Here is a 21,847-nt window from a genome sequence, read left to right on the forward strand (position 1 = left end):
TAATTGCTGATATAATAACATGAAAAAGCATTGTTATCATCTCATCTACATTGTGAAAGGATTAAACCCTATGAAACTACATTTTTATCAATCAGAGCTGGATAAACATATTGAATCATATACATTAACGAATGAACAGCTCCAGTTTACGGGAATTCCAAAGGAATCTATTGAATTTTCAAAGACAGAGGGTAACCACTATCCGATTTTAGCACTTGAAAACGACCAATTTGTCACCTTTTTTGCTTTACATACATGTGAGGGAGTTGAGCCTTACTCAAACAATGCAAATGCTATACTGATTAGAACGTTTTCAACTGCTTTTCATCATCAACGAAAGGGTTATGCTAAGCAGGCATTGTTGCTTATACCGGAATTTGTCACTGAACATTTTGTAGGCATTAATGAGATTATCCTAGCCGTCAATGTGAAAAATGAGCCAGCACAGGCATTGTATATAAAATGTGGGTTTGTTGACAATGGTGTCCGAGTGATGGGGAGTAGGGGTGAATTAATTGTGTTGAGTTATTATTTGTAGGATTCATGTAGTGCATTTATTCAAAGGAGGAAAATAAATATGATGCTAGAAATTATTGCAACAAGTGTAGCAGATGCAATTGCTGCGGAGCGTAGTGGTGCAGATCGATTGGAGCTTTGTGCAGCCTTGTCTGAAGGAGGACTAACGCCGAGCTTAGGTTTGGTGAAAGCTGTTGTGCAAGCGGTCGATATACCAGTTCATGTCATTGTTCGACCACATAGCCGAACTTTTCAGTATGTTGAAAGTGATCTGGTGGTTATGCTGGCAGATATTAGGTACATTCAGAAGGCTGGAGCCGCAGGTATTGTGATTGGCGTACTTGATGAGGACAATAAAGTAAATGCGGAAGCCTTATCACGTTTACTGCAAGAAGCGGGAGAGATGAAAGTCACGTTCCATCGCGCTTTTGATGATATTGATGACCAGTTAGAGGCAATAGAGGTCATTGCTAGTTTCCCGCAGATTCAGCGGATTTTAACTTCCGGGGGACAAGCGCCAGCACCAGAAGCTGCTGAACAGTTGAAAAAATTGGTGGACAAGTCCCGTAATACATCAGTCCGTATTTTGGCGGGCAATGGCATGAGTCCGGAAACGTTATCAGTGTTAGTGAAGGCAACAGGGTTGGAAGAGGTTCATTTTGGCTCGGCCGTTCGCGTAAATCGAAGCTTTATGCATCCGATTGATGAGGCGGTTATTACTGGAGTGAAAAGTGAGCTTATGCAGTTACGTAAATAGTAAGGAATAGGCTACTACAGCAGTATGAAAAATACCAGATCACGGCAAATGTAAATTGCTGTTGAGCTGGTATTTTTGTGATGTGTAGAGTCGCATATTGAACGCGTATTTAGTGGACGGTCCTGCGTTATTGTCATGTTACTTTAGTATTGCATATTGTAATAAGTGTGGCAAAAATTCGAAGGGAATCATCTCGTATTCTATTTTTTTCTTGTTATTTATTGACAAGGAAATAACAAGTTCAGTAAAATAATAAAGTTGATCCGTAACTGCTTTGAATGGAAAGCCTTGTGGTCACCGCGTGGAAAGGAGTGAACAATACGCGTTAAACGTAAATCGGAAAACAGTTAAAGCGCCAGTGCTGAAAAAATCGGACGATATCTATTTTCAGCAGACGAGGTGGAGGAGTATCGAATCTTCGGCGGAAGCCTCCCGATCGCAATTGCCCGGTTGTAATTTTTGCTAGCAAATCGTTTGAGTAATTGAACGGACAAAGAAGCAAAAAGGCAAAGTTCTTAAGTAATACGCAAGTGCACTTCGCTCATGTAGCTGGGGTGTAGTTAAGTGTTGCTAATTTTGCAAACATCGGAGGAAAAGACATGTGTGGAATTGTTGGTTATATTGGAACAGTAGATGCAAAGGAAATTTTATTAAAGGGACTTGAAAAATTAGAATACCGTGGCTATGATTCAGCGGGTATCGCACTTCGCAATGAACAAGGTATTACTGTTATAAAGGAAAAAGGACGTATTGCAGACTTGCGTGTAGCTGTTGATACAACTATTTTAGCGTCAACCGGCATTGGTCACACACGTTGGGCAACCCACGGCGTTCCCAATCAAACAAATGCACATCCTCATCAAAGTGCATCCAGTCGGTTTACCCTTGTGCACAATGGTGTGATTGAGAATTATAGTTCTTTACAAAAGCAATATTTACAAGGTATTTCAATGAATTCTGATACAGATACAGAAGTTATTGTACAGCTGATAGAAAAATTCGTGACAGGCGGTATGACAACTGAAGTAGCTTTCCGTCATACGTTATCCTTACTGCATGGATCATATGCGATTGCTATGCTGGATGCTGAAGAAGCAAACACTATATTCGTTGCTAAAAATAAAAGTCCGTTACTAATTGGTATAGGTGAAAACTTCAATGTTGTTGCCTCTGACGCAATGGCGATGCTGCAAGTAACTGATCAATATGTAGAACTACATGATAAGGAAGTCGTCATTGTTCGACAAGACATGATTGATATCATGACATTAGATGGTACAAAAATAGAACGAACAGCATATGTAGCCGAGCTTGACATGAGCGACATTGAGAAGGGTACCTATCCTCATTTTATGCTGAAGGAAATAGATGAACAGCCAGGTGTTATTCGGAAGATTATTCAATCATATGAAAATGACAAAGGCGAACTGTCAGTGGATGCTGCAATTGTCAGTGAATGTAAGGGAGCAGATCGTCTTTATATAATTGCAGCAGGTACTAGTTATCATGCTGGTTTGATTGGCAAGCATTATTTCGAAAAAATATCAGGTATTCCAGTAGAAGTGCATATATCAAGTGAATTTGGCTACAATATGCCTCTGCTATCGGAAAAACCTTTATTTCTGTTCATTACCCAATCAGGTGAAACTGCAGATAGTCGTCAAGTATTGGTGAAAATGAAAGCGCTTGGCCACCCAACTATCACGTTAACTAACGTTCCTGGGTCGACACTTTCCCGTGAAGCAGACCATACATTATTGCTATACGCAGGTCCAGAAATTGCAGTAGCTTCGACAAAAGCCTACACTGCACAAGTTGCTGTTCTAGCCATTGTTGCTGATGTTGTAGCTCGAGGAAAAGGAAAAACCGAAATGATTGAGCTGAAGAAAGAGCTTGCGATTGCTGCAAACGCTATTCAAGCACTTGTAGATTCAAAAGAAGAAATGGCGCAAATCGCAGATGAATTTTTAGCAGTGTCACGAAATGCGTTCTTCATCGGTAGAAGTCTAGATTTCTATGTTAGCTTGGAAGGTGCACTGAAGGTCAAAGAAATCTCCTATATTCAAGCAGAAGGCTTTGCAGGTGGAGAATTAAAGCATGGAACGATTGCCCTGATCGAACAAGGGACGCCCATCGTTGCATTAGCCACACAACAAGCAGTGAGCCCGAATATTCGTGGGAATGTCAAAGAAGTTGTTGCAAGAGGAGCAATTCCCTGCATTCTATCAATGGAAGGGCTGGAAGAAGAGGGAGATCGCTTTGTACTACCTAAAGTTCATGAATTGCTAGCCCCGATTGTAGCAGTGATACCCATGCAACTTATCAGTTATTATGCTGCCCTTCAAAGAGACTGTGACGTTGATAAGCCGAGGAATTTGGCTAAGTCAGTTACGGTGGAATGAGGCTTGGTCGTTGGAAATGTATTTGTATAGAGCAAAAAAAGTTGGAACTGTACAAAAAAAGTTGGAATCTGTGGATAAGTTTCTAGCGTCAGCTCACTTTTCCGATAAATTTAAAAAGTATTTAAATTGAATATAAAAACAAAATTTACTTACTGAATACTCTTTCAACACTATTCTTAATAGGGCAGAGTTTTTTTATTGTTGTTATCGCAAAACTTTATCGTTCCGTAGGAACGATAGATATACTTTGGTCAAATAAAATTGTTCTGTGGTTAGGAGTTTTCTTCATGACAAGAGATGAACGGCGAGCTATGAAGCACGCGCGGGATTGAAGCATTTAAAGAAAGTAATGAATCTAGCGTCACAGCCTGGAGTGCTAAAATAATATCTGTGTTCAAAGTATATATACTTGGCTCGAAAAATATTGAAAAAATAGATGCTGCACCCATAACATAACAGTTGTTATCGTTTGAAACACTCGCTTCAAAGTAAGTGTTAAGTAGCGCCTACCTACTTTTCAGAGGGCGCTTATTATATGCTTTATTTTATGTTACTTGGAACCTCGCAAACTGCCGGAAGGGTCTTCGACCATAGAAGCAGTTGATCGAGCGCTTCAGAATCCGTCAGATCTATTAAGTTAACTGTTCAAATACATAGGTTAAGTAAATTAGCGGATTCAAATGATTTATTTTAGCAGTTTCCACGATTCTATAGGCGATTGCGCTGGCTTTTGCACCTTTCAAAAATTGGATACATTCCGTTAGCGAGGCCGATGCGGGGGCAAACGCTATTTGTTTAAGTCTAGCAGAGACAGCAGAGAGTAATGGTATCTTTTTCTATGAATATATAAAGAAGCTACAGACGGATTTACCAAATCTCAATATCCATCAAAATCCTGAGATTTTAGATCAGTACTTACCCTGGTCAAAGACCATCTAATCAATATGTAGCAAACTATAAAATCAGCCGTCTATTCGATTTGAAAAATCGTCATAGACGGCTATTTGTCATGCGGACCGTAAAGCTAGGCATATTTTTATAATTCGGGCTTACTTTATAGTCTGAAAAAGAGTGTATAGAATCGTCTAAACCTTCGCTCAACTACTTCACGAATTTTATATATGTGTTATAATTTGTAATGTTAGTATTTTCTAGTAATTTAAAAATGGAGGTAGATTTTATGGGAAAGAAAAAAATCTTCTATTCTTAAACGTGACTTTTAATAGAAAAATTTAAATTATACAAACTCCAAAGTGATTAGATTTGACAGTATCTGTTGCGGAACTAAACTATGAGTGTGACCAAAGACTTAAGTTGACCATTACATTAATGAAAACACATATGAAATTGATGAAACAGTGAAGAGATTGAAGAATGCAAATGAAGAAACCCAGTTTGAGGGTGTTATAACTTTTTGGGTTAAAAATGTAGTATCTGTTGTTGCTAGTGGAAGAATTTATTTTAATTAATTAAGAAAGAGGTGGGAAAAATGGTTCCTTGGCAGGAATTTACTTTGTGTTGGTAGCAGCATTACACTTATATTTGCTTACCAGTTGTATGTCTTGTTCATCCACGTATACGAACTATACCAATAACTGGAAGAGTAAATATGCGTTAATACTTCTTGAATGAAAGTTATGCTTATTAGTAAAATGTTTTATATTCTGAGTACTGAGAAACTAGAAACAGAGAAGTTGTAAAAAGTGGATAATTGTCTATTTAATAAAAATTTGCAAAAAGGAGCGGAGAAATGTTTGAAGTTAGAAAAATTGGACCTGAAATGACTTACAATCTTAGACATACTGTCCTACGTCCACACCAAACAATTGAGGACTGCAAGTATGATTCAGACCATAAAGATTATACATTTCATGTTGGGGCATTTTATCAAGGAAAGCTAATAAGTATTGCATCATTTATTGTCGACAAGAATTCTGATTTTCCTATTGAAAAACAATATCGCTTAAGGCAAATGGCTACTCTTGATGAGTTTCGAAAGTTAGGTGCTGGAAGGGCAGTCGTAAACTACGCTGAAAATTTATTAAAAGAACAAAGTGTTGACTTTTTATGGTGCAAAGGAAGAACAACAGTACAAGAATATTATAGTAATTTAGGTTTTAAAGAATATGGAGAAGTTTTTGAATATCCTCCTATCGGTCCACATATCGTGATGTATAAAAAAATAACATAAATTGCCAGCGTTCTCGGTGACTAAGCTTTTGAGTGTGGGATAGGTCAATCTGCTATCCTTCTTGGTTATGGTATGCTGTTTAATCATTCGTATGAACCTAATGCGACGTATGATATTAATTTTGAAAATTGTATATTTGACTTCTATATTGACGCTTACGGAGAAAATAGGCTTTTTTATGCTTGGTATCGAAAGATAGCGTACTTCTGACGTTATCTCAATTTTAACTGTAAGTCCCTAATCAAACAACGCATATCCAAACGTAGCACCTCCTTGGTACGATCAACGTAAGTGTGAAATAGTGCCCACCTGTCATTTCAGGGGGCTTTATTTAGTTTTTACTCGGAACGTGGCAATCTGACGGCAAGGTCTTCGACCATGGAAGCAGTTGATTGATTACAGCCAATGAAATGTACCACCCCTGCCGTGTTTTGTGCCACCGAATGACAAGTAGTTACCATTGCGACATTTTAAATACTTGCTCCTTGTGCAGCAGACGTGAATACAGGCTACATAAGGGCTGGGGGAGGCAACCGATTCTAGGCTCACAACTTTACAGAGAGTTACGGGCATGATAGTCTTGGTGGACAAGTCAGCATGTGTTGCTGGTTTCATGGCTTGGGACTCATGCCGGTGGAGGCTCGGTGTCAAGTTGTTAAACAGCGCATATCGCTTTGTAATCATGCTAATTAAAAAAACGTTATCTCTTCAGTTAGTATTCAGTTCAGTGTTCTGGTACACGAGGTAACATTGCGTGGTAAATCTCTTGGCATTCAGTGGTAATAAATATGTCACAAGTGGTACATTCTCGTGGCTGTAATCACTTTACAGTATTGTTCGTGATAATAAAGTTATTGAACATCGCCTTAAAAAGGAGCTCAATATTCAATTTAATGTTATAGTTAAAGAACAATATAAAAGTAAGTAGGCGAAAAACATGATTGAGGTAAAAATGTCTTCAGTAAGTGATGGAGAATTCAATAGAGGCGTATTTGCAACATGTGATTATAAAAAAGGAGAACTTTTACATGAAGCACCTGTCATTTCTTATCCAAATGACGAGCATCAATACATTGAGAAAACAACGCTTGCAGATTACGCTTTTGAGTATGGATTGGGGCGATCTGCTATCCTTCTAGGTTACGGCATGTTATTTAATCATTCTTATGAACCGAATGCAACGTATGAGATTAATTTTAAAAATGAGACATTTGATTTCTTTGCTCATACGGATATTAAAGCAGGAGAAGAAGTTCTAATTAATTACAATGGTGATGTTGATGATAACGATCCACTGTGGTTTAATAAGGAATAAAAGAATGGGGAAGCGAATCTAATCGATTTGTTTTTTTGAAATGAAACAACTTTTCTAACTCTACAAAAGCATTTAAGTATAGTACCGTCGTTTACATCCTTAGATAATTTTTATCTAAGGGTGTTTTCCTTATTTAGCTATCCAACTTTCTTGATATGGTATCACCTTTAAGAGGAATATGTTAAAATTAATTTTCTGAACAGTGGGATAAATTTTTGACGAATATTTTTTTAGAGAGTAGGTATCATGACAAACAAAAAATATGGTCGCGTGAAAATGTATAAGGGGAAAACGTCTTACTGATTAAGGTCAATAGCATTTCCTTACATCTGAAAGGGGAAAAATATTGTGAATCAAACATTATTAATTATCGATGCTCAACAAGAATTAATGGATGGAAATCAGGAGGAAAGTGCTGTTTTTAATAAAGAACAACTTATTAGGAATATCAATCTAGTGATTGAAAAAGCAAGAGAACGTAATGTTTTAATTATTTGTATAAGGGATCTCGATGTTGCAGGAGGGCAAGGTGAAGGATTTCAAGTTCACAATGAAATTAATGTGCCAACAGAAGCGGTGATTTTTGATAAGGCGGCGACGAATTCATTCCATGGAACGGAACTTCTAAATCATTTACAATCCCAAGAAATCGAACACATTGTTGTTATGGGTTGTGCAACGCAGCACTGTATAGATAGTGCTGTTAGAACTGCCACGATTAGTGGTTTTGATGTTACTTTAGTGGGTGATGGACATTCGACAACAGACAATGATGTTTTAAGTGCTGAGCAAATCATAAAACATCATAATAAAACTCTTCATGGGCATTACAATGTTGAACACTTTTCGGTTGTCAGAAATGCAGAGGAAGATTTGTTTAATCCAACCCATGATTCCTATCGATGATAATTTACTAGCATACGAGTACCCTATCCGTAAAAATGGTCACTTTTGTTAAGTCTTTCGCGAGTTTGAGTGCGTTTATTGTACTTGGTCTGTTGAATACCGAGTCCAGCTGTTCTTTAGATTGTATAGTTGGTATGGGATTGAAGGTGGTGCCGCAGGGTCGATGATTTGTTTGTAGCATGATGTTAAAGAGGGAGCGAGTCAATGAAAAAAGAGTTTCCTATTATTGAAACTGAAAGATTAATGTTAAGACAAGTCACAACAACGGATGCCGCTGATATGTTTGACTACCTATCTGATGAAGATGTTGTGAAACCAATGGGACTAGATCCTTTCCAAACAGTAAAAGACGTGTGGGATGAAATTGAGTGGTATACATCCATATACGAGGAAGGCACTGGAATTAGATGGGGGATTACTCTAAAAGATTCTGGCAAGGTGATCGGGAGCTGTGGCTTTCTGAATAGGATTCCCAAACATTATCGAGCAGAAGTGGGGTATGAATTAAGCAAGGATCACTGGGGACAAGGAATTGCTAGTGAGGCATTGGAAGCTGTTGTGAAGTATGGTTATCATCACTTGCAGTTAGAAAGAATAGAGGCTTTAATTGAACCAGTGAATGTACCATCACAAAAATTAGTAGAGAAGCAAGGCTTTATAAGAGAGGGATTGCTGCGGCATTATGAATTTGCACGTGGTAAATTCGATGATTTGTATATGTATTCCATCATAAAAGAAGATTTCCATGTTAGTGAAAATTGAGTAACGAGGTTTGTAAGGTAGAGCTGGTTAATTAAGTCAAGTCGAAGTCCTGAGAAATAGGGGCAATGCCGACTTCAAGAAAGAAATATACCATAGTCGGTGTCTTATCGCAGGAACTTAAAAAGGAGAAAAAAATGACCTATAAAATTGCGTTTTTTGATGTCGATGGAACGATAACGAATCATCAAGACGGTAGTATTTCAACTAAAACCAAAGAAGCTATTCTTGCATTAAAAGAAAAAGGAATGAAGGTCGTGGCGGCAACGGGGCGGCAACGGGGCGGCCGTTATCGATGTGTCAAGATATTAAGGAATTAGGAATCGACACGTTTATTACAGCGAATGGAGGCTATGCTAAGCACAAATCGCAGGTCATACATAAAATGGCGATGGATCAACGGAACGTTCAGGATGTATTTGAATTTGCGAAAGCTGAGAATCATGGACTGTCTTTTTATACTGAAGAATTCTATATGAATGGAGTAAAGAACCCTCAAATTCTAAAGGCCTTGAAGGAAACATTATTCCTACAAGAGTACCCTACAATAGACGAGTTAATATATCGTCAGGATGTCTATTTAATGTGTTTGTATGCCACTGATCAAATAGTGAAAAAATATAGCTCTCACTTTCCTCATTTAACATTTTTAAGGTGGCATCCTTTTGTGTTGAATGTATTGCAAGAAGAGGTCTCAAAATCGGTAGCTATTCGAAAAGTACTGGAATACTTTGATATTGATAAATCAGAGGCGATTGCTTTTGGAGATGGAGAGAATGATATTGATATGTTAGAGTTTGTAGGTCTGGGAGTAGCGATGGGGAATGGAAATGAAAGAGTACAATCGGCTGCTAATTTTGTAACGAAAAAGTCGAGTGAAGAGGGAATTGAGTTTGCTTTAAAAGAGATTGGGCTGTTATAAGTGATTTCCAATATATACCCCTCTGGTAGTTGAAAACCAAAGGGGCGTATAATTGCTGAGCGCAGATCTGATTAGACTCTTTTCAAATTGGTCAAAAATGCACTCAATAACAGTGCTGCTTTTCATAGTAGGTTAAAATATTTTCATCGTCTAATTTTTGCCATCTTATCGGCCTGTCACAAGGCCTTCATAAAAATCAGCAGAATGCTGCCTATTCTTCAAATGGGATTGGTTGTTGCATCTTCTATTATTGGTGCTATTGCGGTTTTACGAAGGGGGTACACCATGCATCCAATTAACGTCGATGTAGTCACAAGATTAATCACCGAACAATTTCCCGAATGGGCTAGTTTAACGATTAAACCTGTTAAACACAGTGGCAACGACAATAGAACGTTCCACTTAGGTGAGCAGATGAGTGTTAGGTTACCGAGCGCGGCGTCTTATGTTCCGCAAGTAGGGAAAGAACAGCGATGGTTACCCGTGCTAAGTAAAGAACTTACCTTGCTTATTCCTACACCCATAGCGAAAGGTGAACCGAGTGAGGCTTATCCATGGCCTTGGTCTGTGAATCAGTGGATAGAGGGAGAAGCCTTGTCGCTAGAAAATGTAACTGATTTGAATCAGTTGGCAACAGATTTAGGAGCATTTTTATTAGCCTTACAATCGATTGATGCAAGCGGAGGTCCTTTAGCTGGCGAGCATAACTTTTATAGGGGTGGCTCGATAGCTGTCTACGACGAAGAGGCTAGGAATGCCATTGACAATAATCGTGATATGTTTAACGAATCGTTATTGAAAGAGTTATGGCAATGGGCATTGGCATCTACTTGGCAAGCAGAGCCCGTTTGGGTTCATGGGGATATCGCACCGGGGAATTTATTGGTGAAAGATGGACAGCTCTGTGCCGTTATTGATTTTGGAATACTAGGTGTAGGAGATCCGGCTTGTGATGCGGCGATGGCCTGGACCTTTTTTGATAATGAGAGTCGAAAGATATTTAAGAACACATTGCAGATGGATGAAGAAACATGGAATCGAGCGAGAGGGTGGGCTTTATGGAAGGCTTTAATCACCTATGATGCGCATAAAAATACGAACAAAGCCATTGCGGAAGAGTCTTATCGCATTATTGAAGTAATCGTCAGTGATTGGGAACGCTTGAGCAGCCAACTAGTGGATTATCTTGATGGCAACGAAATATAAAAAGTAGACGAAAACCCCATCTAAAAGTTGTAATAACTTTCAGATGGGGTTTCGTTATCAATTAAAACAATTGATGCATAGTTTGACGAAGGTGGGTTGAACGTACGTTCTGTTGTTGTGTGGATTTGAACAGTATGTATCATTTATTCCATTTTGGAAAACCTAAACAAAGTTATCGCTTTGGAGGTTCAATCAATCATGAGAAAAATGTATGTAGTCTTCTTAATCGGCATGATTATCTTCCTTTTTAAATCCTATTTTTTTGAAGTCGGCTTTGCTATAACAAAAGATGAAGCAATAAAGGTAGAGTATGATGAAATAACTAAGTCAGAAAAAGGGGATATTATCCTTTATGCTACAAGGATGAATATGAATGACGTATATACAGATTTTAAAATTGATTTTAAAGGTGTTATTATGTCAAGACCATTCTGGATAAACACAACAAGTCCTGCATGGCATCCTGAAATTATCTATGAGAACATCAATGTAGACGGAAAGAAAGAGTTAATCATAATTTTAACTAGAGGTACTGGTACTGGGGTTTTAGAACGAGAAGTTCATGTTTTCCATATACAAGATCAACGATTAGGTAAGATGTTTTTTGATGGACCCGTTGAGGTGCTTGTTGATGATCCCATTGCAATCGTGTTGAAAAATGTGAAGACCGAGCTATCACCCAACAAAGCGACTGTTAGTATTGATGACAAGAAATACGTAATTGATATAAAATCGTTAGGAATTCAACCTGAAGTCTTATTTAGTGATATATACTTTGGTAATAGTGTTGACTTTGAAATCAAAGACAATCAGCTTGTTGCAAAAGTGGGGGGAATCATTTCTCCATCTGGCTATATAGGGATTATTGAAATTACGTATATGTTCAAAGATAAAATGTATCAGGCAAAATCAATTGATTTTAAGCCCAACGAATAATGTGTTGTTTGACTCTATGTAAAATGGATATTCACCGTAATTATACAAAAACCATCCGAGTGAAAACTTTCGGATGGTTTTTCGTAGTGGATTAAAACATTTTAGTCGTCCAATTTTCACCATTCCAAACACCAGTCACAAGACCTTCATAAAAATCAGGCTCATGTGAAATGAGCAGAACGCTTCCTTTGTATTCCTGTAAAGCACGTTTCAATTCATCTTTTGCATCTTTATCCAGGTGATTGGTCGGCTCATCAAGAACGAGCAGATTTGTTTCGCGATTAATTAATTTACACAAACGTACTTTTGCTCGTTCTCCACCACTTAACACTTTTACTTTGCTTTCAATATGCTTCGTTGTTAAACCACATCTTGCTAAAGCAGCGCGCACTTCATACTGCGTGAAATGCGGAAACTCTTCCCATACTTCTTCCAAGCATGTATTGTTGGTATCCGATTTCGTCTCCTGCTCGAAATAACCAATTTCCAAATGCTCACCAAGTTCAACGGAGCCAGCGAGGGAAGGGATTTCTCCAAGAATACTCTTCAGTAGCGTTGTTTTACCAATACCATTGGCACCAGACAAGGCAATTTTCTGTCCGCGTTCCATCGTCAAATCTAGCTCTCTCGACAACGGTTCGTCATAGCCAATGACAAGTTCTTTTGTTTGGAATAAATATCTGCCTGGAGTCCGTGCAAGTTTAAAATTGAATTGAGGTTTCGGTTTTTCTGCATCTAATTCGATAATGTCCATTTTGTCTAGCTTCTTCTGACGGGACATAGCCATTCGGCTCGTCGCCGCATTTGCTTTATTACGTGCTACGAAGTCTTTGAGGTGCGAGATTTCCTTTTGTTGCTTCTTGAAGGCAGCTTCAACCTGCTGCTTTTTCATCTCATGAACGCGCACAAATTCCTCATAATCCCCAACATAACGAGTGATTTCTTGATTTTCCATATGATAAATCAACTGAATTACGCTATTCAAGAAGGGGATATCATGGGATATTAAAATAAATGCATTCTCATAGTTCTGCAAATAATTACGCAGCCAGTTGATATGCTCGACATCTAAATAGTTTGTCGGCTCATCTAGCAGAAGGATATCGGGTTTCTCTAATAATAACTTGGCGAGCAGTACTTTTGTCCGCTGACCTCCACTTAAATCATGAACGTCCCGATCCAGACCGAATTCGTTCAATCCAAGTCCGTTCGCTACCTCTTCTACTTTTGAATCAATGATGTAAAAATCATTATGCGATAACTCTTCTTGAATTTGGCCAGTCTCCTCTAGAAGTGCTTCCAGCTCGTCTGGTTCTACTTCTGCCATCTTTTCAAAGAGTGCATTCATTTCAGCCTCTCGGTCATAGAGGTATTGGAAAGCTGTTCGCAGCACGTCGCGAATGGTCATTCCTTGTTTTAATACAACATGCTGATCTAAATAACCAACCCGTACGCGTTTCGACCAGTTCACCGTTCCTGCATCAGGCTCTAGCTTACGTGTAATAATATTCATGAAAGTCGATTTACCCTCACCATTCGCACCAATTAAACCAATATGCTCCCCTTGCAATAATCGGAAAGATACGTCTTCAAAAATTGCACGATCTCCAAAGCCATGGCTTAAATTTTCTACTGTCAATAAACTCATCTAATAAACACCTTTTCCTTCATTAAGAATAGTTCTTACTGCCCCAAATCAGGACACGCCGAATCTGTAACTATTATATAGATATTTTGTGGATGAGGATAGGAATTATTTCTTTTTGCATGCAAAGTATTCTTACTCGATTCCAAATCTTTTTGCAGAACGAGCCCGTGCACGTTCCGCTTCAATTTCTCGATTACGGGGCTCTGCATTGGTGACAGCTGTCTTAAGTAGTTGTTGTGTAGCAATTGCCACTTGCTCTACAGCCAGATTAAAAGCGTCCTCGTTTACCTTCGATACTTTGTTGAAACCTGTGATTTTACGCACATATTGTAAGGAAGCGGCATAAATCTCATCATCAGTAGCTGGAGGTTCAAAGTTAAATAAGGTTTTAATATTGCGACACATAGCGTTCACCTCTGTTGTTATTTTCTTGATTGTAGCATATTCATTTATTTATAGTGAGTATCACATTTATATAGGGAAATTGAATCAATTGTGATTGGGGTTTCTTCGCTTGTCTGGTACTATGAAACAAGTAACTTATTAATGCTAGCGACTAAAGGGGTGTGAAAAAGGAATGAAGCAACAAAATTCTACTGAAGTAGAGCACTATCTCCATTCAGCTGAGGCTCAACAAAAGTTGTATAAGCGCTCACTCATTGTGGTCATCATGTCGCAAATTTTCGGTGGTGCTGGGCTTGCCGCTGGGATTACAGTCGGCGCACTCCTTGCGAAGGATATGTTAGGGAGTGCAAGTTATGCTGGACTGCCGACTGCATTATTTACACTTGGTTCAGCGTTAGCCGCTTTTTTAGTAGGGCGGATTTCACAGCGCTTTGGTCGTCGATATGGGCTTTCTTTTGGATTTATCGTCGGGGGAATAGGGGCCCTTGCGGTTGTGCTTGCAGCGACGATTGACAATGTCTTGTTATTATTTTTAGCGTTATTTGTGTATGGTGCTGGTACTTCAACTAATTTACAAGCACGGTATGCTGGAACTGATTTAGCAAGTGAGAAACAACGGGCAACAGCTATTAGTATCGCACTGGTTTCCACGACATTGGGGGCGGTGGCAGGACCGAATTTAGTCACACCGATGGGGAAATTCGCGTTGACACTTGGTATGCCAGCTTTAGCGGGTCCATTTATCTTAGCGGCAGTTGCTTATCTTATCGCAGGTCTAATTTTTTTAGTATACTTACGCCCTGATCCATTTTTAGTGGCAAGAGCAATCGCTATAGAGAAGGATAAACAAAGGCAGAACAAGGTGAATGATGGACATCAGGTGCTACAAAGTAAGGTGAATCGTGTCGGTGTTGTCGTTGGAGCACTAGTTCTTATTCTCTCACATGCCGTGATGGTCGGAATTATGACGATGACACCCGTTCAAATGCAAAATCATGGTGCGCAATTGAGTGCGGTCGGTCTCGTCATTGGTCTCCATATTGCCGCCATGTATTTGCCGTCGTTGGTGACAGGCATATTGGTCGATAAAATCGGTCGTACGTTTATGGTCATTGCTTCGGGTGTGACATTAGCTGTGGCAGGTGTCGTTGCAGCCTTAGCACCGGGTGGATCTCTATTTTGGCTAGCCTTTGCACTCATATTGCTTGGACTTGGGTGGAACTTTGGTTTAATTAGCGGGACGGCTATTATTATTGATTCGACGGATATGAAAACACGTGCAAAAACACAAGGAACTGTTGATGTATGGGTGGCATTAGCTGGGACAGCGGGTGGCTTATTATCAGGACTCATCGTGGCGTTTTCAAGCTATGCGATTTTAGGATTTGTAGGCATGTATTTAGCCTTATTGCTAATACCTCTTATGATATGGGTTCATGTGAAGGGGAAGCGTAGCTAAGCTGTTGCACTTCAAGAAATGGCGCATCTTTTATGTTATAATATACACGAATGAATGGAGGAATTGAAATTATGTCAAAATTACCAAATTGCCCAAAGTGTAATTCAGAATATACATACGAGGATGGCAACCTTTTTGTGTGCCCAGAATGTGCGCATGAATGGACGTTAGAATCAGCAGCAGAAGAGGTAGAAGAGAAAAAGGTTTACAAAGATGCCAATGGCAATATCTTAAATGATGGCGATTCTGTAACAGTTATCAAGGATCTTAAAGTAAAAGGTAGCTCAAATGTCGTAAAAGCAGGTACAAAAGTGAAAAGTATCCGTTTGATTGATGGCGATCACGATATTGATTGTAAAATCGATGGCTTTGGCGCTATGCAGTTGAAGACGGAGTTTGTGAAGAAGCTGTAAATGACAAATCGTCTGCATCAACTTCTCATAAATCGATGTTGATGCAGACTTATTTTTGCAAGCTATTTGGGTTTTCTCGAAGAGAATGCATTTTCTTATTAGTGTACGGTTCTCATACATTAGCTGAAGGACTGCTCGGTATGTCGATAAAGTTTCGACATACCGAGCAGTCCTTTTTTTGATTCATGAAATGCTCACTTGCTACTGATGATGTCTTCGTAGAATGTTCTATTGCGCAAGATGATACGATAAGAGTAGAGAAGCTCGATTAACCCAAAGCACGAACCAAAGGCCACATGCGAGCCTCTATCTTTTTAGAAAAGTGTAAGAGAGGTTGGTCACTTTCAACCAGAATGCCCTGCTTGGACAGCATCGTGTTCTGGCTAAATTCCGCCTCTGCATGCTGTAGTAGCCAGGGGCGATGTAGAATATCACAGCGGAAGGGCGCACCCTTATTGTTTAGTGTATATAAGCAATAGCGCTCGGACATCCATTCATCAAAGGACCCTTTAACTGCGTAATATGGCTCAGAGATGGGTCGATAGCTGCACTCAAAATTGGCATCATTCCCGCTTCTTCTCCTGCTTTCATAATCAATGGTTGACCCATTCTGTCTCACCATCATGTCAGCATTCATATAGGGCAAGTGATAGAACAGTTTGGCCACCTCGACAGCAAGCCGGTTGTCAGCGTCCAGGCTAAAGAAATAAACCCCTGGCTTGCCATCAATTGTTACATACGTCCGAACGTTGAGCTCAGGAAATCGGGCAACTCCTGGAATAGGGGGGAGGCCACGCAGTCGAATATCCGTTATATGAAATGGAACAATACCAATCCAGCCCATGCCGTTAAAAGAATCCAAGGGCAGAATAGCAGGTACGAGTTTTTGTAAGACTTCGAGTTTAATCGGATAATGCGCAAACAAAAGATCGTTCCAAGTCTGCTGCATCGTCCAAGGTAAATGTGGTAATGGCCATAAACGATGACTGTCGTTCCAGCCGGCTTGTTTTAGATCCGTGTGTTCTTCCATAGCTAGAATACCTCTTTCTACAATCGAATGTTGAACATCTTAGAAATTATACTGCTTTTTAATGATTTCCTCACAAGATAGGTTGGCTAAGATTGCTACTAATTATAATTAAAATAGCCCATTAACTCAAGTTGGAGTAATAATTTGTCTTGCAAGACATTTATAATAAAAAGGGAATGCCTTACATACGCTATAGCTAATACTATGTGATTCAAAAATTTGTGATTAATAGAAGAACTTCAGGGGAGGAAGTCAGGTTTATTGGTTGAAAAAGCTCTTTTTATCATAATTATATTGAGAATTTTTTCTGGAAGTGTAGATATCACCGCCGCCATGCTGATGTATAAATTTAACGATTTAGAAAAAGCCTTTTATATTAATACGCTGCTTGCTCTAGTGGGGCCAGTTGTGTTAATTATTACGACAGGAATTGCATTATTTGGCCTAGCGGAAAAGATTTCGGCGACTCGAATGATTTGTCTGTTTGCTGGAATTGTACTGATTCTTTTTAGTTTGAAAGCTAAATGAGGACTAGCTGAAATCACTCATAACTTGGCTTCTTTTTACATGAAATAGGGAATTTTTATGTAGCAAGAAGCTATTCATTCGAACCTTCCGATAGATTAATCGTCTATCTAAAGTATCAGAAGTAATGGGAGAGAGCTTAATGCGAGAAATACCAGTCATCGTGCAAACTGTCTTAGACGAATATATTACCTTGTTCCATGCTCGTTTACCAAATAGGCTTGAAGGTTTTTATTTACAAGGCTCGATTGCATTGGATGCTTATGTGGAAAATTCAAGTGATATTGATTTTATTGCCATTATCAATCGGCGTTTGTCAGAGGGAGAGGCCGAGATATTAGCTGAAATCCATAGGGGAATAGCAGGTACTTATCCAAAGCCAGAGATGGATGGCGTCTATTTGATGTGGGAGGATATTGGTGTAGTAGATGCTATAGATACGAATTACCCTTATTATAATGAGGGTAAGTTGAGTTATGGAGCTCATTTTAACGCGATTACATGGTGGATATTGAAAAAGCATGGGATTAGCATGATTGGTCCACAACCAACCGCGCTCAATTTTGAAATCGACCCACAGCATCTGGTTGAATATGTAGTGGAAAATATGAAGACGTACTGGGTAGGCCGGATTGAAAAAATCGAACAAGCCATGGAGAACATGTTTCAATTTACAACCGAGGAAATTGATGTTGAAATCGAATGGTCCGTTCTTGGCATTTTACGCCAATACTATACGCTAAAGGAGCACGCTATTATTTCAAAACTGGGTGCTGGTGAATACGCTTTGCTCCATATGCCGGAGGAATGGCATCCGATTATAAAGGAAGCTATAGATATTCGGAAAAGTGTGGATAGGGAGAGATTTCCTTCTGATAGGGAGCGAATGGACGCAACTTTGCTATTTTCGAAGTATATGATTGATTACTGCAACAGTCATCTTTCTTTTTAAAAAATTGGCCATCCCAACAGTCAGTGACTTAGGGGATGGCTCTTTTCTTAATTTGGATACTACAACACCATACTCAATCGCGTTAGGATATCCCCCGAATTCTCATAGCTATGCGGCCTGTCAGCCTTAAATCGGATGGAATCACCACTTCTTACGGCATATGCTTCATCATTGACGCGAATCGTAAGCTCTTCGTCAAAAACCATTAACAACTCCTTGGTTCCTTCCACTTTTTTTACTGGATGATGCTAATCCTCTACAATTTCACTCGTTGCAGTAATCGAGATGTCGTGTAGTGCCTGTGTTGCTAAACGATCTGCTTCTGCGTTTCGTTTTCGCCCGACTAATTCGTATGTTGCTTGGATCTTGAGGTCTTTTAGTTTGGCTTCAATTCGGTCTGCCCACCTTGACAGGTTATTTTCTAGTGTCGGCCATTCCTCACTTAATTGGTTGATAACGACCTGTGAATCGCCAATAAATCGGACGGGCAGATGATGGACATTCAATAGCTCAAGCTCCTGTAGACATAGATATAGCGCTGCGTATTCAGCTTCGTTATTTGATGTGAGTTCGACAGAAGGGGCATTGCGCCGTAGCCTGTAAGACTTGCGGTTCTGGTCATAATAAATGACACAGCCCATCCCGGATTTGTTCGTCTCGCGGTCGAAGCCACCGTCGAAATAGACTGTAATGTTATGTGGCTCCGTTTCAATTTCTTTCAAATAATGTCTCATCTCTTTAACCGTCCATATGGTATCGAGTTGGTCTGTAAATAGGATACTTTTGGCACGTCCAGTTCGCTCTATGTCTTCCGCAAATAGCAAAGCCTTTGATGCACGCATTTCTTCGGAGCGAAAAATAGTTTCTGTGCCTCTTGGTGTTTTATAAGTCCATTCAATTAGAACATGCATCGCAATTCCTCCTCGTATAGTCGTGCATCTACGAATTTAGCTTCTTTCAATTATATCCAAAGCTAGCCGTTTCTAAAAATAATATCGCTCCCAATGAATGTTAGTTTTATTCCTGTCTTCAGAGGGGGGGTTATAAAGCAAAGGTTTAAAAAGTTCGAAGTCAAATTGCTAGATTTCAAGGTAATGGGTATGCTAGAATAACTTCTTGTCGTCCATAGTAAATAGATAGACACAAAAAAGAAAACAACTTGGAGGAAAGTCATAATGAATATTTTAGTAATCAAAGCAAATAACCGCCCAGCTTCAGAAGCAATCTCAAGCAAAATGTATGAAACATTTATGGAAAACATCCAGAATGCAAAGGATCTTAACATCACTACGTTTGACGTTTTTGCAGAAGATATGCCTTACTTCGGTCAAGACTTGTTCAACGCATTTGGAAAAATGCAAAACGGTGAACAACTATCTGACCTTGAGAAACGCCTTGTTGCGGCTAAACAAAAAGCAATGGACGCTTTAACTGCTGCTGATGTAGTTGTTTTCGCATTCCCATTGTGGAACCTAACAATTCCAGCACCACTACAAACATTTATTGATTATGTATATCAAGCAGGATATGCATTTAAATATAGCGCTGAAGGTCAAATGATCAGCCTGATGACAGAGAAAAAAGCAATCCTTCTCAATGCACGTGGCGGTATCTACTCAACACCTGAAATGGCACCAATGGAAATGTCGGCAACGTATATGCGTAATGTATTTGGCGGCGTGTTCGGTATGTCGGTTGAAGAAGTTATCATTGAAGGGCATAATGCTATGCCAGATCAAGCAGAACAAATCGTTGCACAAGGCCTTGAAAAAGTAGCTGAAGTCGCAAAAGCATTGGCTGCTCAACCGGCTACTGTATAAGAATATAAGTAAATAAGCTCAGTCAATCCCTTCGTGAAATTTAAGCGAGGGGATTTTTTTGTATGTGTATATAGAAATTAAAGAATTGGAAAGAGGTAATTTTCTGACTGCTAACAGATAAGACAAAAAGTTTTACTTTTAGATTTCGATAAGTTAAACTAACCTGGATAATTAATATCCAGGTTAGTTGTGCACGAGAAATACTAAAAATATCTTTTGAAAAGGGGGTGGGCATCATGCAAATGAAAACAGGTGTTGAACAGTCAGTCTACGCTATTCTAATCCTAAATATGTTGCCAGATCGAGCGGTATTACCAGGAGAAGTAATAAGCCAACAGTTGGGAACCTCACCGACTTATTTTCAAAAACTGTTGAGAAAACTAGTGAGTGCAGATTTAATTACCTCTGTTGCAGGCGTAAAGGGTGGGTTTAAGTTAAAGAAAAAACCTGAAGAGATTCGAGTATATGATGTTTATCTTGCCATAGAAGGTCAACAATCTCTTTATTCTCCGAGTGGGATTCTCGATGACATGCTTGAACTGGAAAAAGAAGAAGAATGCTGTTTGTTGACGGATTTAATGGATGAAGCTGAATCAACTTGGAAAACGGTGTTGAAGCGTGAAACCATTGCATCTCTCTACACCGAAACAACGAATCGTTTTCCTGGAAAAATGGATGGATTGAAAGAATGGGTAAAAGAAAGAATGGTTTTATAAGGAAATAGGAGAGTCAATATATGAATAATTTTCAAACACATCATGGTTTTGCAGGAACTTTTAAAAACAATGCATTAACGCTGGGGCTATTCTTTCCTTTGGAGTCTTATAAAGGAAGCTTCCCAAGGATGGATTTGGATGAGCAAATGCTACTTGCGAAAAAAGCGGAAAGTCTAGGGTTCGCCTCCTTATTTGTTAGAGATTCTCCACTTTACGATTCGAATTTTGGTGATGTTGGAGCACTATACGATCCATGGGTCTTTCTTGCGTACGTAGCAGCACATACGGAGCGGATTGCACTCGGTACTTCGAGTATTGTGACGACATTACGTCATCCGCTTCACGTAGCGAAGTCAGCTGCCTCACTGGATACAATATCTAGTCAGCGATTGCTAGTAGGTGTTGCAACGGGTGACCGGCCTATTGAATTCCCGGTATTTAAAGTGGATGTTAACGAAAAAGCAGCGTTATTTAGAGAATCTATAGGCGTAATGAAAAAAGTCTGGCAAGAATCATTTCCACATATTCAGACTGAACGTGTTGACATGCTTCAAGGTGATATTGTTCCCAAACCAATGTTATCGGACATTCCGATTTTAGGTACAGGGTATTCTGGCCAAACGATTGAATGGCTAGCCAAGCATACAGATGGTTGGTTATTTTATTCCCAAGGAGTTAATGAGCAGCGTGAACTTGTTAAAAAATGGCGAGAAGCAGCTGGGGGATTCAAACCGTTTGCGCAAGCTTTGGCAATAGACTTATCAGAGAATCCAAATGAAGCACCCAAACCGATACAGGGTGGATTTAGATCGGGTTATAAGTTTTTAATCGATTATTTGCATGCTTACCAGGATGCCGGCGTAAATCATGTCATGTTTGGTTTGAAAAATAGTAAGCGCCCGGCAGCAGAAGTGATTCAAGAATTAGGCGAATATGTGGTGCCTCATTTCTCTACAAATACACGATGAA

Annotated in this window: 20 protein-coding genes and 4 pseudogenes; 18 read left to right on the top strand and 6 right to left on the bottom strand. The window is 39.3% G+C overall.

Features of this window, described 5'->3' with window-relative positions; all coding sequences use genetic code 11:
• The first annotated feature begins 70 nt into the window (after positions 1-70).
• The 3 genes from MKZ10_RS10225 to glmS all read left to right on the top strand — a co-directional run bounded on the left by MKZ10_RS10225 (position 71) and on the right by glmS (position 3,675).
• Complete coding sequence (locus tag MKZ10_RS10225; RefSeq protein ID WP_342504863.1) at positions 71-538, top strand: GNAT family protein; 468 nt, start codon at positions 71-73, stop codon at positions 536-538.
• A 39-nt stretch (positions 539-577) separates the two neighbouring features.
• A complete protein-coding gene (locus tag MKZ10_RS10230) occupies positions 578-1,273 on the top strand; it encodes a copper homeostasis protein CutC (RefSeq protein WP_342504864.1) in 696 nt (231 codons plus the stop codon).
• 599 nt (positions 1,274-1,872) lie between these two features.
• A complete protein-coding gene (gene glmS / locus MKZ10_RS10235) occupies positions 1,873-3,675 on the top strand; it encodes a glutamine--fructose-6-phosphate transaminase (isomerizing) (protein WP_342504865.1) in 1,803 nt (600 codons plus the stop codon).
• 632 nt (positions 3,676-4,307) lie between these two features.
• Here the strand turns inward: glmS and MKZ10_RS10240 are convergent.
• A pseudogene (locus tag MKZ10_RS10240) lies at positions 4,308-4,412 on the bottom strand (transposase domain-containing protein); the annotation flags it as partial.
• A 1,013-nt stretch (positions 4,413-5,425) separates the two neighbouring features.
• On the opposite strand from MKZ10_RS10240, the gene MKZ10_RS10245 reads away from it, so the two are divergent.
• From MKZ10_RS10245 to MKZ10_RS10280, 8 genes and pseudogenes are all read left to right on the top strand, one after another.
• The gene (locus MKZ10_RS10245; RefSeq protein WP_342504866.1) at positions 5,426-5,866 is read left to right on the top strand and encodes a GNAT family N-acetyltransferase; all 441 of its coding nucleotides are present in this window, start codon (positions 5,426-5,428) and stop codon (positions 5,864-5,866) included.
• Between the two features lie 6 nt (positions 5,867-5,872).
• Positions 5,873-6,076 (top strand): annotated as a pseudogene (locus MKZ10_RS10250) (hypothetical protein); the annotation flags it as partial.
• Between the two features lie 727 nt (positions 6,077-6,803).
• The gene (locus MKZ10_RS10255; RefSeq protein WP_342504867.1) at positions 6,804-7,181 is read left to right on the top strand and encodes an SET domain-containing protein; all 378 of its coding nucleotides are present in this window, start codon (positions 6,804-6,806) and stop codon (positions 7,179-7,181) included.
• Positions 7,182-7,529: 348 nt separating this feature from the next.
• A complete protein-coding gene (locus tag MKZ10_RS10260; protein ID WP_342504868.1) occupies positions 7,530-8,087 on the top strand; it encodes a cysteine hydrolase family protein in 558 nt (185 codons plus the stop codon).
• A gap of 204 nt (positions 8,088-8,291) precedes the next feature.
• The gene (locus MKZ10_RS10265) at positions 8,292-8,849 is read left to right on the top strand and encodes a GNAT family protein (protein ID WP_342504869.1); all 558 of its coding nucleotides are present in this window, start codon (positions 8,292-8,294) and stop codon (positions 8,847-8,849) included.
• Between the two features lie 134 nt (positions 8,850-8,983).
• A pseudogene (locus MKZ10_RS10270) lies at positions 8,984-9,768 on the top strand (Cof-type HAD-IIB family hydrolase).
• Between the two features lie 285 nt (positions 9,769-10,053).
• Entirely contained in the window at positions 10,054-10,974 is a 921-nt protein-coding gene (locus MKZ10_RS10275; protein ID WP_342504870.1) for an aminoglycoside phosphotransferase family protein, read from the top strand.
• A gap of 198 nt (positions 10,975-11,172) precedes the next feature.
• Positions 11,173-11,910 carry a hypothetical protein gene (locus MKZ10_RS10280; RefSeq protein ID WP_342504871.1) on the top strand — a complete coding sequence of 246 codons (738 nt, stop codon included), beginning with the start codon at positions 11,173-11,175 and terminating at the stop codon, positions 11,908-11,910.
• Positions 11,911-12,001: 91 nt separating this feature from the next.
• Here the strand turns inward: MKZ10_RS10280 and MKZ10_RS10285 are convergent, their stop codons facing one another.
• Complete coding sequence (locus tag MKZ10_RS10285) at positions 12,002-13,558, bottom strand: ABC-F family ATP-binding cassette domain-containing protein (protein ID WP_342504872.1); 1,557 nt, start codon at positions 13,556-13,558, stop codon at positions 12,002-12,004.
• Between the two features lie 132 nt (positions 13,559-13,690).
• Positions 13,691-13,963 carry a DUF2277 domain-containing protein gene (locus MKZ10_RS10290; protein ID WP_342504873.1) on the bottom strand — a complete coding sequence of 91 codons (273 nt, stop codon included), beginning with the start codon at positions 13,961-13,963 and terminating at the stop codon, positions 13,691-13,693.
• A 172-nt stretch (positions 13,964-14,135) separates the two neighbouring features.
• Here MKZ10_RS10290 and MKZ10_RS10295 point away from each other — a divergent pair, with 172 nt between their 5' ends.
• A complete protein-coding gene (locus MKZ10_RS10295) occupies positions 14,136-15,422 on the top strand; it encodes an MFS transporter (RefSeq protein WP_342504874.1) in 1,287 nt (428 codons plus the stop codon).
• 71 nt (positions 15,423-15,493) lie between these two features.
• The gene (locus tag MKZ10_RS10300) at positions 15,494-15,835 is read left to right on the top strand and encodes a zinc ribbon domain-containing protein YjdM (protein WP_342504875.1); all 342 of its coding nucleotides are present in this window, start codon (positions 15,494-15,496) and stop codon (positions 15,833-15,835) included.
• A 268-nt stretch (positions 15,836-16,103) separates the two neighbouring features.
• Here the strand turns inward: MKZ10_RS10300 and MKZ10_RS10305 are convergent, their stop codons facing one another.
• Complete coding sequence (locus tag MKZ10_RS10305) at positions 16,104-16,865, bottom strand: DUF2071 domain-containing protein (RefSeq protein WP_342504876.1); 762 nt, start codon at positions 16,863-16,865, stop codon at positions 16,104-16,106.
• A gap of 261 nt (positions 16,866-17,126) precedes the next feature.
• On the opposite strand from MKZ10_RS10305, the gene MKZ10_RS10310 reads away from it, so the two are divergent.
• Positions 17,127-17,393 (top strand): YqhV family protein, encoded by a 267-nt coding sequence (locus tag MKZ10_RS10310; protein WP_342504877.1) that lies wholly within the window; start codon positions 17,127-17,129, stop codon positions 17,391-17,393.
• A 139-nt stretch (positions 17,394-17,532) separates the two neighbouring features.
• Positions 17,533-18,342: an aminoglycoside adenylyltransferase domain-containing protein gene (locus MKZ10_RS10315; protein WP_342504878.1), complete on the top strand. Its 810-nt coding sequence runs from the start codon at positions 17,533-17,535 to the stop codon at positions 18,340-18,342.
• 59 nt (positions 18,343-18,401) lie between these two features.
• Here the strand turns inward: MKZ10_RS10315 and MKZ10_RS10320 are convergent.
• Together MKZ10_RS10320 and MKZ10_RS10325 are read right to left on the bottom strand one after the other, a co-directional pair.
• Positions 18,402-18,569, bottom strand: a pseudogene (locus MKZ10_RS10320) (cupin domain-containing protein); the annotation flags it as partial.
• A 21-nt stretch (positions 18,570-18,590) separates the two neighbouring features.
• Positions 18,591-19,253: a ribonuclease H family protein gene (locus MKZ10_RS10325; RefSeq protein ID WP_342504879.1), complete on the bottom strand. Its 663-nt coding sequence runs from the start codon at positions 19,251-19,253 to the stop codon at positions 18,591-18,593.
• Between the two features lie 264 nt (positions 19,254-19,517).
• On the opposite strand from MKZ10_RS10325, the gene MKZ10_RS10330 reads away from it, so the two are divergent.
• The 3 genes from MKZ10_RS10330 to MKZ10_RS10340 all read left to right on the top strand — a co-directional run bounded on the left by MKZ10_RS10330 (position 19,518) and on the right by MKZ10_RS10340 (position 21,846).
• Positions 19,518-20,162, top strand: a complete 645-nt coding sequence (locus MKZ10_RS10330; protein ID WP_342504880.1) for an FMN-dependent NADH-azoreductase — start codon at positions 19,518-19,520, stop codon at positions 20,160-20,162.
• A gap of 236 nt (positions 20,163-20,398) precedes the next feature.
• Positions 20,399-20,878, top strand: coding sequence for an Rrf2 family transcriptional regulator (locus MKZ10_RS10335; protein ID WP_342504881.1), 480 nt, complete (start codon positions 20,399-20,401; stop codon positions 20,876-20,878).
• A gap of 20 nt (positions 20,879-20,898) precedes the next feature.
• On the top strand, positions 20,899-21,846 hold the full coding sequence (locus MKZ10_RS10340) for an LLM class oxidoreductase (protein WP_342504882.1): 948 nt from the start codon (positions 20,899-20,901) through the stop codon (positions 21,844-21,846).
• Position 21,847: the final 1 nt, after the last annotated feature.

Origin of the sequence: Sporosarcina sp. FSL K6-2383 (assembly GCF_038618305.1) — a bacterium.
In the GTDB taxonomy this organism is placed as follows: Bacteria; Bacillota; Bacilli; order Bacillales_A; family Planococcaceae; genus Sporosarcina.

Coding starts and splice junctions, on each gene's coding strand:
- MKZ10_RS10225 (WP_342504863.1), top strand. CDS start 71: ATGAAACTACATTTTTATCAATCAGAGCTGGATAAACATATTGAATCA.
- MKZ10_RS10230 (WP_342504864.1), top strand. CDS start 578: ATGATGCTAGAAATTATTGCAACAAGTGTAGCAGATGCAATTGCTGCG.
- glmS (WP_342504865.1), top strand. CDS start 1,873: ATGTGTGGAATTGTTGGTTATATTGGAACAGTAGATGCAAAGGAAATT.
- MKZ10_RS10245 (WP_342504866.1), top strand. CDS start 5,426: ATGTTTGAAGTTAGAAAAATTGGACCTGAAATGACTTACAATCTTAGA.
- MKZ10_RS10255 (WP_342504867.1), top strand. CDS start 6,804: ATGATTGAGGTAAAAATGTCTTCAGTAAGTGATGGAGAATTCAATAGA.
- MKZ10_RS10265 (WP_342504869.1), top strand. CDS start 8,292: ATGAAAAAAGAGTTTCCTATTATTGAAACTGAAAGATTAATGTTAAGA.
- MKZ10_RS10275 (WP_342504870.1), top strand. CDS start 10,054: ATGCATCCAATTAACGTCGATGTAGTCACAAGATTAATCACCGAACAA.
- MKZ10_RS10280 (WP_342504871.1), top strand. CDS start 11,173: ATGAGAAAAATGTATGTAGTCTTCTTAATCGGCATGATTATCTTCCTT.
- MKZ10_RS10285 (WP_342504872.1), bottom strand. CDS start 13,558: ATGAGTTTATTGACAGTAGAAAATTTAAGCCATGGCTTTGGAGATCGT.
- MKZ10_RS10290 (WP_342504873.1), bottom strand. CDS start 13,963: ATGTGTCGCAATATTAAAACCTTATTTAACTTTGAACCTCCAGCTACT.
- MKZ10_RS10295 (WP_342504874.1), top strand. CDS start 14,136: ATGAAGCAACAAAATTCTACTGAAGTAGAGCACTATCTCCATTCAGCT.
- MKZ10_RS10300 (WP_342504875.1), top strand. CDS start 15,494: ATGTCAAAATTACCAAATTGCCCAAAGTGTAATTCAGAATATACATAC.
- MKZ10_RS10305 (WP_342504876.1), bottom strand. CDS start 16,865: ATGGAAGAACACACGGATCTAAAACAAGCCGGCTGGAACGACAGTCAT.
- MKZ10_RS10315 (WP_342504878.1), top strand. CDS start 17,533: ATGCGAGAAATACCAGTCATCGTGCAAACTGTCTTAGACGAATATATT.
- MKZ10_RS10325 (WP_342504879.1), bottom strand. CDS start 19,253: ATGCATGTTCTAATTGAATGGACTTATAAAACACCAAGAGGCACAGAA.
- MKZ10_RS10330 (WP_342504880.1), top strand. CDS start 19,518: ATGAATATTTTAGTAATCAAAGCAAATAACCGCCCAGCTTCAGAAGCA.
- MKZ10_RS10335 (WP_342504881.1), top strand. CDS start 20,399: ATGCAAATGAAAACAGGTGTTGAACAGTCAGTCTACGCTATTCTAATC.
- MKZ10_RS10340 (WP_342504882.1), top strand. CDS start 20,899: ATGAATAATTTTCAAACACATCATGGTTTTGCAGGAACTTTTAAAAAC.